Here is an 11,795-nt window from a genome sequence, read left to right on the forward strand (position 1 = left end):
GATGGTCCCCAAGCACAAGATCACGCTTGCGGTAGCGGCGATATGGATGGTGGGATCGTCGCCGGCGCAGGCATGGCCGGCAGGGAGCGCCGTTCCTCAACAGGACAGCGCGCGCGGCGGGCTGAGGCTCGACCTCCCCACGATGGAAGAGGCGCAGCGCGCCGATGCCTCCCGCTCTGGCGAGACGGTAACGGGGACCGCCGAGGATGCGGAGGCGCGCGCGGCTGCGGAGGCAGAGGCGGCGCGGGTGCGAGAAGCCAATGCGGCGCAGCGCGTCCTGGCCGAGGCAGACTCGCAGCGGATTGCCGCGGACCGGCAGGCGCAGGAGGAACGGCTGGCGCAGTATCGCGAGCAACAGCGCCTCCATGACGAGGCGCTCACCAACTATGCGGATCAGGTTGCGGCTGCCGAGGCCGCTCGCCGCCGCTGGCAGGCGGACGTCGCCGCATGCAAGGCGGGTGACCACGCCCGTTGTGGGGTGCCGGTTACCCCGCGCTAGCCGGACGTCCGCCGTTCTGGCCGGCTTCCGGTCAGCAGGTGACGATCCGCCCGTCACGCACCGTGACCGGCCAGGAGGTGAGGCGCTGTCCGGCACAGGGACCGCCGACGCAGGCGCCCGTCTCCGGCTCGAACAGCGCGCCGTGCCAGCTGCAGGTGATGAAGCGGCCGTCGGGGGTCAGGTAGGCGTCCAGCGTCTGGGCGAGCGGCAGCCCGGCGTGCGGGCAGCGATCGACATAGCCGCGGACCTGATCGCCGATACGCACCAGGAAGCCGTGAAAGCGGCCGGTCCGAGTCTCGATGACGATATTGCGGGCCGTGCCATCTGCGAGGAGATCCAGAGTACAGACGGCGATGCCGGGCGGAGTGGCGGAAAGGCGCGGAAGATCGCTCATGCAGGATCGGCATCCGGCTGGCGATCGGGATGGGCCTCGGCGACCGGCTCGAGCGCCCGGGCTGCTGCTGTGCAGTCGAGGATCCTGGGAAAGCGGGAGAGGTCCACGCCGAAGCGCTCTGCCGAATAGACCTGGGGTACGAGGCAGCAGTCGGCGAGCGACGGCGTGTCGCCAAAGGCGTACCGGCCGCCGTGCCGTGCCACCAGCGTCTCAAGCGCGCCAAACCCTTCCGTGATCCAGCGCCCGATCCAGGCGGAGACCTGCGCTTCGTCGGCGCCCAAGTCGCTGCGGAGGGTGGTCAGAACCCGCAGGTTGTTGAGCGGGTGGATGTCGCAGGCGATCAGCCCGGCCATGGCGCGCACGGTTGCGCGGCCCCGCGCGGACGCGGGGAGCAGGGCAGGCGCCGGGTGCGTCTCCTCCAGCCATTCGAGGATGGCGAGGCTTTGGGTCACGACCCCCTGGTTGGTCTCCAGGGCGGGGACCAGTCCCTGCGGGTTGAGCATGGTATAGCTCTGGTGGCGCTGGGCGCCGGTGCGCAGGTCATGGGGCACATGGTGGTAGGCGAGGCCCTTCAGATTGAGCGCGATGCGGACGCGATAGGCGGCGCTCGACCGCCAGTAGCCGTGCAGGCGGATCACGCGGCGATCGCGGGCATCACGATGCCGGTGCACGGGCCGAAGCCGATCGTGCGATAGCCGGGCGCCTCAGCACGGCCGGCGAGCGTGAGTTCGTCCCCGTCCTCCAGAAAGCTGCGGACCTCGCCCGTCGGCAGCGCGATCGGCTCCGCACCGGCGCGGGTGAGTTCGAGCAGGCTGCCCAAGCCTTCGCGCGTCGGCGCGGAGATGGTGCCGGTGCCGAGCAGGTCGCCGGGGCGAAGATCGCAGCCGTTGGAGGCATGGTGCGCGACCATCTGGGCGATCGTCCAGTACATGTGGGTGGCGGCACTGCGGCTCAGCCGGGCGGGCGCCATGCCCGCCACGCGCATCGCCTGGGTAGCCAAGGTCACTTCGAGCGTGATGGCAAGCGCCCCCTCCGCCTGATCCCCGGCGTCGAGCAGATAGGGCAGGGGAGCGGGGTCGTCCGCCGGCCGCGCGGGCTGGGCCGTGCGGAAGGGAGCGAGCGCCTCGGCGGTGACGATCCAGGGCGATACCGTGGTCAGGAAGTTCTTGGCCAGGAAGGGCCCGAGCGGCTGGTATTCCCAGGCCTGGATGTCGCGTGCCGACCAGTCGTTGAGCAGCGACAAGCCGGCGACATGCTCCGCCGCGCTTCCGATCGGGATGGTTTCGCCCAGCCCGTTGCCGGCGCCGATCCACACGCCCATCTCCAGCTCGAAGTCGAGCCGGCGGGTGGGTGCGCGCACGGGCACGTCGGCGTCCGGCGCCTTGAGCTGGCCATACGGGCGCACCAGCGGCGTGCCGGACACGCGCACCGAGGAGGCGCGGCCGTGATAGCCGATCGGCACGAATTTATAGTTGGGCAGCAGCGGATTGTCGGGGCGGAATACCTTGCCGACGTTGGTCGCGTGGTGGATGCCGACGTAGAAGTCGGTGTAGTCGCCCACTGCCGCCGGAAGGTGCAGCGTGCATGCCGCGGCTTGGTACAGGCAGCGCGAGACGGCGTCCTGCTGCGCCGGATCGCTGAGCAGCGCCGACACCGCCCGGCGGAGTGCGCGCCGGGGCGCCGCGCCGAACGCCAGCAACGGATTCAGCGTCGGGCCGGAGGCGGCGACGGCAGCCTGTTGCGCTTCGCCCTCCAGCAGCCCGCTCTCCGCGAGTGCGGCGAGATCGAGGATCCGGTCGCCGATGGCAATGCCGCCGCGTGGCGCCCCGCCGGTCGAGAAGATGCCGAGGGGCAGGTTCTGGATCGGGAACTCGGGGTGGTCATCCGCGCCCTGCACCCAGCTCGTCCGGGCGGGGTCGTGAGTCTCGTCGATGCTCCAGCTCAACGCGGCAACTCCGCCTTGGTGAAACCCGACCAGACTTCGTCATAGTCGAGCTGCATCGTCGGGGTCTCGGTTGCCCAGCGGGTCGGCGCGACCACGTGGCGGGTCTCGAACATGAAGGCCATGGTGTCCTCGATACGGTGGGGCGCGAGCTCGGCGGCGACTGCCTTGTCATAGCTCGCGCGGTCGGGCCCGTGCCCGTTCATCTGGTTGTGCAGGCTGGCGCCCCCCGGCGAGAACCCGCCCTGCTTGGCATCATAGGCGCCGGTCACCAGCCCCATGAACTCGCTCATCACGTTGCGGTGGAACCAGGGCGGGCGGAACGTTCCTTCGGCCACCATCCAGCGGGGCGGAAAGATCACGAAGTCGCAATTGGCCGTTCCCGGCGTGTCGCTGGGGCTGGTCAGCACGGTGAAGATCGACGGATCGGGATGGTCGAAGCTGACCGTGTTGATCGTGTTGAAGCGCGTCAGGTCGTAGCGGCAAGGCGCGAGATTGCCGTGCCAGGCGACCACGTCGAACGGCGAATGGTCGAGCGTCGCATCCCACAGGCCGCCCTGGAACTTCTGGACGACGGTGCAGGGCGCATCGACATCCTCGAACGATGCGACCGGCGTCTCGAAGTCCCGCGGATTGGCAAGGCCATTGGCACCGATCGGCCCGAGATCGGGCAGGCGGAACAGCGCGCCATAGTTCTCCAGCACATAGCCGCGCGCCCGCCCGTCCGGCAGCGCAATCCGGAAGCGTATGCCCCGCGGGATCAGCGCCACCTGGAGCGGCGCGATGTTGATATGGCCCAACTCGGTGGTGATCGACAGCCGGCCCTCCTGCGGCACGATCAGCAGCTCGCCATCGGCCGAGAAGAAGGCGCGCGCCATGTCGGCGGTCGCGGCATAGAGATGGATGCCGACCCCCGCCTGCGCATCGGGGCTGCCGTTGCCGCCATAGGTGACGAGGCCGTCGAGCCAGTCGGTCGCGACGTCCGGCCAGGGCAGCGGATCCCAGCGCATGCGGTTGGGCGACGGCGACACCTCCGCAAACGGGCCCGAGCGCAGGCGCGGGGCCGCGGCCGACCGCACGAACGCCGGGTGCTGCGCGGCGGGGCGAAGCCGGTACAGCCAGGAACGCCGGTTCTCCGCGCGCGGGGCGGTGAAGGCGGTGCCGGACAATTGCTCCGCATAGAGGCCGAAGGACACGTGCTGTGGACTGTTGCGGCCGATCGGCAGCGCACCCGCAACCGCCTCCGTCGCGACATGGTTGCCGAAGCCGGGCACATAGGCTGCGCCCGTATGCGCCCCCGCGGGCGTGTGCATCGTCATGCCGCGTTGCTCCGCAAGCCTGCCGTTCCGGGATCAGGCATCGACCTTGATGACTCCGCGGCGGATCTGGTCGAGCTCGATCGATTCGAACAAGGCCTGGAAGTTGCCGTTGCCGAAGCCCTGGTTGCCCTTGCGCTGGATGATCTCGAAGAAGATCGGTCCGACCATGTTCTCGGTGAAGATCTGGAGCAGGATGCCTTCGCCGTTCTCGACCGATCCGTCGATCAGGATGCGGTTGCGGCGCAGCCGCTCCAGATCCTCGCCGTGGCCGGGCACGCGCTTGTCGACCAGCTCGTAATAGGTCTCGATCGTGTCCTGGAGCCGCACGCCGCGCGCGCGCAGCTTCTCGACCGTCTCGTAGATGTTCTCGGTCGTGAGGGCGAGGTGCTGGATGCCTTCGCCCTGATACTCGCGGATGAACTCCTCGATCTGGCTGTTCTCGTCCTGGCTCTCGTTGAGGGGGATGCGGATGGCACCGTCGGGGGCGATCATCGCCTGGCTGAACAGGCCTGTCGCCTTCCCCTTGATGTCGAAATACTTCTGCTCCTCGAACCCGAACAGCCGGCCGTAGAAGCTCGACCAGGTCCGCATCTCGCCGCGGCGGACATTGTGGGTGAGGTGGTCGAGCAGGTCGAGGCCGACCGAGTTGCGCGCCTCCGCCTCCTGCCAGCCCGGCACTTCCTGCCACCCGGCGTAGAGATCCTCGCCGCTCTTTACGAGATAGAGGTAGGATCCGCCGATCCCCTCGATCGCACAGGCGTCGGTGCCCAGCGTGCCGCGCCCGGCGTCGACCGCCACGGCGCCCTCGGCCACGGCATGGTCCCGGGCCGCCCGCGGATCGGCGACCCGGAAGGCCATGCCGCTTGCCGACGGGCCGTGGGCGGCGCGGAAATCTGCAGCCTGACCCTCCGGCTCGGCGTTCAGCAGGAGGTTGATGCGGCCTTGCTTGTAGCGGGTGACCTGCTTGGTCGGATGACGGTGGGTCGGCACGAAGCCCATCTGCTCGAAGTGCTGGCCGAGCTGTTCCGGATCGGGCGAGGTGAACTCGCAGAATTCGAAGCCATCGAGGCCGAGCGGATTGTTCTGCGTGGTCATGCAAAGCCTTTCGGAGCGTTGGAAGATGGGGAGGGGCGGCATCGCCGCGGAAGGCAGCTCATGCGGAGCGCTTCCCTTGCGCGTAGGCCTGGGTGCCCCGGTTATAGAGGTGGTCGGACGGCAGGACCGCGTCGGTCTCGATGTCGGTGGCGTCCGCCAGTTCGGCATAGATCGGTCCGAAATCGGTGTTCAGCGTCTGGTCGAGCAGGTCCTCGAAGCTGTCGATGACGAAGTAGCTCTGCTGATAGTCGTCAATGCGATAGCGGGTCTGCATCACCCGCTTGAGGTCGAACCGGATGCGGTGGGGCGAGGGATCGTCGAGCGCGAACTGCGACTCGCCGTAGGAGGAGACGATGCCGGCGCCATAGAGCTGGAGCGCATCACCCGACCGAACCAGTCCGAACTCGACCGTGTACCAGTAGAGCCGGGCCAGCTTCGCGATCATGCCCGCCGCGGCGGCGCGCTGGCCGCCCTGGCCATAGGCCTGCATGTAATCGGCAAAGACCGGCTGGGTGAGCAGCGGGACGTGGCCGAACACGTCGTGGAAGACGTCGGGCTCCTGGAGATAATCGAGCTGGTCAGGACGCCGGATGAAGTTGCCGGCAACGAACCGACGGTTCGCGAGATGATCGAAGAAGACGTTGTCGGGGACGAGCCCGGGAACCGCCACGACCTGCCAGCCGGTCGCCTTCATCAGCCGCTCCGACAGTTCTTCGAAGTCGGGGATGCCGGGCTTCGACAGGCGCAGAATGTCCAGGCCCTGCAGAAACAGCGGTGTGACGCGCCCGGGAAGAAGCTGCGCCTGGCGCTCGAACAACCTGTCCCAGGTGGCGTGGTCTTCCGGCGTGTAGGATTCCCACCGCTGGGGGATGGTCCAGTCCTTGGCGGCGCCCGCCGGTGGTGTGCCCGGATCCTCGCTCATGCCGACACGATCTCACCCAACGCCGATGATTGCTCATCATTCGGGGCGGCTTTATCGTCTCGGATGAAATGAATTCGCGAGGATCGGCGGGAACATGAAACAGGATCGCACGATGGATGCGGTCGATCGTCGAATCGTCCGGCTGTTGCAGGAGGATGCGACGCTCAGTCACGCCCAGCTTGCGGAGGAGGTCGGGGCGTCCCCGGCCTCCTGCTGGCGGCGGGCGAAGGCGCTGGAGGCGGCTGGCATCCTCGGGCGCACCGTCCGGCTCGTCGACCCGGAAGCCGTGGGCCGGGGGGTCAACGTGATGTGCAACATCCGCATGCGCAGCCACGCGGCCGAGGCGCGGCAGAGCTTCGAGGAGTTCGTCCAGGGCCGGCCGGAGGTGGTGGAGTGCTTCTCCATGTCCGGCGAGTGGGACTATCTGCTCCGGGTCGTCGTGGCGGACGTCGTCGACTACAACCAGTTCCTGATGCAGACGATGCTGGGCCACCCCTCCGTTGCCGGTGGCTCGTCGCACTTCGTGCTGGCCACCACCAAATACACGACGGCCTTACCAGTGTGATCGGTTCCGGGGCGCGAGGTTCCGCTTCGCTCCCGACCCAGCTGGGGTGCGGCTTCCGCGCGTTCCGCATCGCGGGCGTTCAATGGCGTGCTGCGGCTCGCCTCAGTGGGCAAGCTGATGCTGTCACACCGGCAGGACGGTGGTCGACTTGATCTCCGACAGGGCGACCGTGGAGACGACCTCCTGCACGCCGGGGACGCGCGACAGCTTGTCGAAGAAGAAGCGTTCATAGGCTTCGATGTCCTCGGCGACGACGCGCATCAGGAAGTCGACCGGCCCCATCAGCACGTAGCATTCCAGCACTTCCGGAAAGGCGCGGATCGCCTCGGCGAACTCGTCCAGGTGCGCGCGGCCATGGGCGTTGAGCTTCACCTGCGCGAAGACGTGCGCGTTAAGCCCGATGGCGCGCCGATCGAGCAGCGCCACGCGCTTGCGGATGACGCCATCCCGCTCCAGCCGGTCGATCCGTCGCCAGCACGGCGAGGGGGAGAGACCCACGCGTTCTGCGACTGCAGCGGTGGGCAGGCTCGCGTCCTCCTGAAGGACGCGCAGGATACGACGTTCGGCATCGTCGAGCGGCTGGGTCAATCCATCCTCCAGAGCGGACAAGAGCGGTCAGTTCTTGCGCGTACAGCAAAGGCTGCGGTCAACAAAGATCAGTTCGCCCTGCCGGCTCGAGGTATCACTTCGCTGCATCACAGATGAGGGTCCCGCCATGAATGAATTGCTGCCCCCCGAAGCCGTTGTCCGTCTCGACGACCCGCAGTCGGGCTTGCGGGGCTTCATCGTCCTGCATTCCACCGTGCTGGGGCCTGCAGCAGGCGGCTGCCGGTTGTGGCACTATGCCGACGAGGCGACCGCGAGCGAGGATGCACTTCGGCTCGCCGCGGGCATGACGATGAAGAACGCGCTGGCCGGGTTGCCGCTGGGAGGCGGCAAGGCCGTGCTGATGCTCCCCGAGGCGCCGTTCAGCCGCTCGCAGCTGTTCGAGGCGTTCGGTCGCGCGGTCGCAGCGCTCGACGGGCGCTATGTGACGGCCGAGGATGCCGGCACCAGCGTCGAGGACATGGCGGTTGTCGCAGGGCAGACGGCCCACGTCGCCGGCCTGCCCCGGCAGGGCGAGCGGCCCGGCGGCGATCCTTCCCCCTGGACCGCGCGCGGCGTGTTCCGGGCGATGGAGGTGGCAATCGCACGGCGACTGGGCAAGTCGCTGGCGGAGGTGACGGTGGCGGTGCAGGGCGTCGGCCATGTAGGCATGGCGCTGTGCGAACTGCTCCACGCCGCCGGTGCCCGGCTGGTGATCGCGGAATCGCGATCGGAACTGGCGGCGCGGGCGGCGACCCGTTTCGGAGCGGTCCTGGTGTCCTCCCGCGCGATCTCCGGTGTTCGGGCGGATGTCTTTGCACCCTGTGCGCTGGGCGGTGTGCTGAACGTTGCGACCGCAACCAGCTTGCAGGCGAAGGTCGTGTGCGGTGCTGCCAACAACCAGCTGGCGTCGGCGGAGGTGGGGGAACTGCTGGCGAAGCGCGGCGTGCTCTATGCACCCGACTATGTCGTCAACGCCGGTGGCATCATCAACGTGGCGGCCGAATATCTCGGCTGGAGCGAAGCGGTGGTGCCGTCCCGCGTCGACGGCGTCGCCACGCGGCTGGGCGAGGTGCTGGACCTGGCGGAGGCGGAGCGGGTTTCTCCCGCGCGTGCGGCCGCATTGCTCGCGCGCGAGGTGATCGTCCAGGGACGGCAGCCTTGCGACAAGGCGATGCTCGCGGCCTGAGGACGGGCGATGCGCGTGACGGTCACCGGCGCCGCCTCCACCTCGCTGCTGCTGCGCGTCGTCAATCTCGTTGCGCTCCACGAACTGCCGTTCGTGACGCTGGCGGCGGCGATGGAGGACGACGGCATGGCGATCCGTCTGGAGCTGGCAGGCGCGGCGCCGCCCGCCGAGGTGAGCCTGGAGAAGCTGCGCGCGCTCGTCGACGTCGCCAGCGTCGAGGTGACCGATCAACCGGGATGCTGACGCGCGATTGCGAAGGCGCATTGCCTGCGAAGCCCCGGCCGAGCATGTTGCCCGAACAACGGGAGGGGCGACATGCGGGCACTCGGGCTATTGGTTTTGATGACGGCGTGGCCGGCAGGCGTGGCCGCGCAGGAGGCCCTGCCGCCGCCCGCCGCCGCCCCCGGTGCGGCAAGCGCGCAGGGCGACGTTTCCGTCACCATCTACAACAACGACGTGGCGCTGGTGCAGGATGTGCGCGTCTTGGATCTTCCCGGCCGGCGCGTGCGGCAGGACTTCCCCGACGTCAGTGCGCAGATCCGGCCGGAGACCGTTTCGCTTTCCGTCGCCGATGCCGCCATCGTGGAGCAGAATTTCGACTATGATCTGCTGAGCCCGTCGAGCCTGATGGATAAGGCGGTCGGCGAGACGATCACCCTGGTCCGCACCAACCCTGCCACCGGAGTGGAGACGCGCGAGCGGGCGCGGGTGCTGGCGGTGAACGGCGGCGTCGTGCTGGAGATCGGCGGTCGCGTGGAGGTGTTGCGCGACGACGGCCTGCCGGTGCGCGCGGTGTTCGACCGGGTGCCCGAGTCCCTGCGCGCACGGCCCACGCTTTCCGTCACGCTGGCGAGCGAACGTGCGGGCAGCCGCCCGGCGCGACTGTCCTATCTCAGCCGCGGCCTCGGCTGGAGCGCCGATTATGTTGCGCTCTTCGACGACAAGAGCGGCACCGTCGATGTCCAGGGCTGGGTGACGCTGCGCAACACCAGCGGCACGACCTTCAACAATGCGAAGACGCTGCTCGTCGCAGGCGATGTCGGAAGTGCCGAGAATCCGGACACCTATGCCCCTAGGCCGCGACGCGGGACACAGGTGCGGCCCGGCACGGAATCGGCGGCGCGCGAGCAACTTGGGGACTTCTATCTCTATCCCCTGGCTGCAAGGACGACGATCGCGGACAAGCAGACCAAGCAGGTCAGCTTCCTCGACAGCAAGGGGGTCGCCGCACGCTCCGGCTATCGGTTCGAAAATCCCTGGCTCGGAACCGCGAACGAGCCGCGCAGCGCGCAGAGCGTTCTCTACTTCGCCAACTCCGGAGCTGCCGGACTCGGCGATGCGCTGCCGGCAGGAACGGTTCGCGTATATGTCCGCGATGCGCGCGGCCAGCCGCAGTTCACCGGCGAGAACCGGATCGAACATACCCCGCAGGGCTCGACCATCGCGCTGCCCACCGGCGACGCGTTCGACGTGAAGGTGCAGCCGACGACGGTTTCGCGCACGCGCCTGAGTGGGGATCGCTGGCGCACCCAGCTGCGCTATCGCCTCACCAATGCGCGCGCCCGCGCCGTGACGGTGGAGCTGGTTCAGGCTGGACTGGGCTGGGCCGACACCCGCATCCTCGAGGAGAGCCGGCCGAGCGAGCGGCGGGATGCCGGCGCGGCCGTGTGGCAGGTGCCCGTGCCCGCCAATGGGGAGGCGGTGGTCACCGCGACGTTCGACACGCGCTACTGATGCGCGCATCGGCATTTCTGGCGGCGATGGTCGTAGCCCTTGCGCTGCCGCGACCGGCAGCGGCGCAGGAGCGCGTCGTGACCTCGCGCGCGCCCGACCATGTCGGGCTGACCGTCTATCGCGCACCCTTCGGCCGGGGCGGAATCAACCTGCGCTATCTGGGGGGCTTCGCGCTGGTGACGGAGACGCGGCGGGTGAAGCTGCCGCGCGGGCCGGTGACGCTCCGTTTCGAAGGCGTGGCCGAAGGCATCATCCCCGTGAGCGCGGTGGTGGAGGGGCTTCCGGGAGGTGTCGTGGAGAAAAACCGCGACGCCCGCCTGCTGTCCCCCGCCTCGCTGGTCGACGGCACGCTCGGCCGGCAGGTGACGCTCACCCGCACGAACCGGGCGACCGGGCGGACCGTAAGCGAGGAAGCAACCCTGATTGCCGGGCCGCGTCCGGGCGTCGTGCTCCAGACCGCCGGAGGCATCGAGGCGCTACGCTGCTCCGGGCTTCCGGAGGCGCTCTCCTTCGACGGTACGCCCGCGGGGCTGACGGACAAGCCGGTGCTGAGCGTGGCCGCGGTGTCCCCCGTGGCGCGCACGGTGACGGTCCGGCTGAGTTACCTGGCCTCCGGCTTCGACTGGCGCGCGAGCTATGTCGCCACGGTCGCGGCGGATGGCCGCACGCTCGATCTCTTTGCGTGGCTTACCCTGGCGAACGGCAACCCCGGGGCGCTCGCCGAAGCCGAAGTGAACGCCGTCGCCGGTCGGCTGAACCGGGTAGACGTGCGTGCGCTCCCCGCAGAAGCGGGAGCCTTGTCGCTGACCTGCTATCCGCTGGGCACCACCACGTCGGACTTGCGGAGCGAGGCGTTCGAGCCGGCGGAGGAGATCGTGGTCACGGCCGCGCTGGCCAGAGTGTATGCCCCGCTGCCTGTGGCGGCCCCGCCTCCTCCGCCGCCACCCCCGCCGCCGCCACCACCACCCGAGGACTTGGGGGACCTGAAACTCTATCGCGTGCCCGAACCGGTGACGGTTCAGGGCCGTGCCCAGAAGCAGGTCGCGCTGCTGGGGCGTACGGGCGTGCCCTTCGAACGGCGCTACCGGCGCCCGATCCCCGTCGGTGCGACGCTCTCGCCCATGCCCACTGCCGTGGTGCTGGTGATGCGCAACCATAAGGAAGCCGGCCTCGGCCTGGCCCTGCCGTCCGGGAGCACGGCGGCCTATGCCGAGCGGCAGGGGGGCGAAACCTTGCTGCTGGGGTTGGGGGCGCTCGACGACCGGGCGGAGGGCGAAACTTTCCGGATCGGGGCCGGCGTCAGCACGCAGGTGCTGGTCGAACAGCTGATAGAGAAGCCCGGCGAGGCGCGGATCCGCGTGACCAATGCCAATCCGTTCCCCGTGGCGCTGGAGATACCGATACAGGTCGGCACTGCCGACGTGGATCTGAAGATCGAGGGGGACGCTCCCGTGGCAGCGGACGGGCTTCGCACCTGGTCGCCGACGGTGGCGACGGGTGGGGAGGCGGAACTCCGCTACCGCTACTGATCGGGAACGGAGCTTTGTGCGC

General features: G+C 68.9%; 13 protein-coding genes. 6 read left to right on the forward strand and 7 right to left on the reverse strand.

Translation table 11 applies throughout. From position 1 onward, the window contains the following. The first annotated feature begins 1 nt into the window (after window position 1). Window positions 2-499, forward strand: coding sequence for a hypothetical protein (locus ABDZ92_RS11375; protein WP_125959391.1), 498 nt, complete (start codon window positions 2-4; stop codon window positions 497-499). A 31-nt stretch (window positions 500-530) separates the two neighbouring features. Here ABDZ92_RS11375 and ABDZ92_RS11380 read toward each other — a convergent pair whose 3' ends face one another. Genes ABDZ92_RS11380 through phhA form a run of 6 tightly spaced genes read right to left on the reverse strand, consistent with a single transcriptional unit; the run spans window position 531 to window position 6,171 of the window. Beyond that, complete coding sequence (locus ABDZ92_RS11380; RefSeq protein WP_125959390.1) at window positions 531-893, reverse strand: Rieske (2Fe-2S) protein; 363 nt, start codon at window positions 891-893, stop codon at window positions 531-533. Further along, entirely contained in the window at window positions 890-1,564 is a 675-nt protein-coding gene (gene maiA, locus ABDZ92_RS11385; protein WP_241211726.1) for a maleylacetoacetate isomerase, read from the reverse strand. Before maiA ends, ABDZ92_RS11380 begins: the two co-directional genes overlap by 4 nt. Next, on the reverse strand, window positions 1,528-2,838 hold the full coding sequence (fahA, locus tag ABDZ92_RS11390) for a fumarylacetoacetase (RefSeq protein ID WP_125959389.1): 1,311 nt from the start codon (window positions 2,836-2,838) through the stop codon (window positions 1,528-1,530). The genes maiA and fahA overlap by 37 nt, the downstream gene beginning before the upstream one ends. Continuing rightward, window positions 2,835-4,154: a homogentisate 1,2-dioxygenase gene (gene hmgA / locus ABDZ92_RS11395; protein WP_125959388.1), complete on the reverse strand. Its 1,320-nt coding sequence runs from the start codon at window positions 4,152-4,154 to the stop codon at window positions 2,835-2,837. The genes fahA and hmgA overlap by 4 nt, the downstream gene beginning before the upstream one ends. A gap of 33 nt (window positions 4,155-4,187) precedes the next feature. Next, on the reverse strand, window positions 4,188-5,249 hold the full coding sequence (gene hppD, locus ABDZ92_RS11400; RefSeq protein ID WP_125959387.1) for a 4-hydroxyphenylpyruvate dioxygenase: 1,062 nt from the start codon (window positions 5,247-5,249) through the stop codon (window positions 4,188-4,190). Between the two features lie 58 nt (window positions 5,250-5,307). Further along, window positions 5,308-6,171 (reverse strand): phenylalanine 4-monooxygenase, encoded by an 864-nt coding sequence (phhA, locus tag ABDZ92_RS11405; RefSeq protein ID WP_125959386.1) that lies wholly within the window; start codon window positions 6,169-6,171, stop codon window positions 5,308-5,310. 94 nt (window positions 6,172-6,265) lie between these two features. Between phhA and ABDZ92_RS11410 the strand changes: the two genes are divergently transcribed. After that, window positions 6,266-6,736, forward strand: a complete 471-nt coding sequence (locus ABDZ92_RS11410) for an Lrp/AsnC family transcriptional regulator (RefSeq protein WP_125959385.1) — start codon at window positions 6,266-6,268, stop codon at window positions 6,734-6,736. A gap of 123 nt (window positions 6,737-6,859) precedes the next feature. Here the strand turns inward: ABDZ92_RS11410 and ABDZ92_RS11415 are convergent, their stop codons facing one another. Further along, a complete protein-coding gene (locus tag ABDZ92_RS11415) occupies window positions 6,860-7,324 on the reverse strand; it encodes an Lrp/AsnC family transcriptional regulator (protein ID WP_125959384.1) in 465 nt (154 codons plus the stop codon). Window positions 7,325-7,451: 127 nt separating this feature from the next. On the opposite strand from ABDZ92_RS11415, the gene ABDZ92_RS11420 reads away from it, so the two are divergent. The 4 genes from ABDZ92_RS11420 to ABDZ92_RS11435 all read left to right on the forward strand — a co-directional run bounded on the left by ABDZ92_RS11420 (window position 7,452) and on the right by ABDZ92_RS11435 (window position 11,773). Continuing rightward, window positions 7,452-8,510 (forward strand): Glu/Leu/Phe/Val family dehydrogenase, encoded by a 1,059-nt coding sequence (locus tag ABDZ92_RS11420; protein WP_125959383.1) that lies wholly within the window; start codon window positions 7,452-7,454, stop codon window positions 8,508-8,510. A 9-nt stretch (window positions 8,511-8,519) separates the two neighbouring features. Beyond that, the gene (locus ABDZ92_RS11425) at window positions 8,520-8,753 is read left to right on the forward strand and encodes a hypothetical protein (protein ID WP_125959382.1); all 234 of its coding nucleotides are present in this window, start codon (window positions 8,520-8,522) and stop codon (window positions 8,751-8,753) included. A 72-nt stretch (window positions 8,754-8,825) separates the two neighbouring features. Next, window positions 8,826-10,244 carry a DUF4139 domain-containing protein gene (locus ABDZ92_RS11430; RefSeq protein WP_125959381.1) on the forward strand — a complete coding sequence of 473 codons (1,419 nt, stop codon included), beginning with the start codon at window positions 8,826-8,828 and terminating at the stop codon, window positions 10,242-10,244. Further along, entirely contained in the window at window positions 10,244-11,773 is a 1,530-nt protein-coding gene (locus tag ABDZ92_RS11435) for a DUF4139 domain-containing protein (protein WP_125959380.1), read from the forward strand. Before ABDZ92_RS11430 ends, ABDZ92_RS11435 begins: the two co-directional genes overlap by 1 nt. Window positions 11,774-11,795 lie beyond the last annotated feature (22 nt).

The organism is Sphingomonas molluscorum (assembly GCF_039522995.1).
Lineage (GTDB): Bacteria > Pseudomonadota > Alphaproteobacteria > Sphingomonadales > Sphingomonadaceae > Sphingomonas > Sphingomonas molluscorum.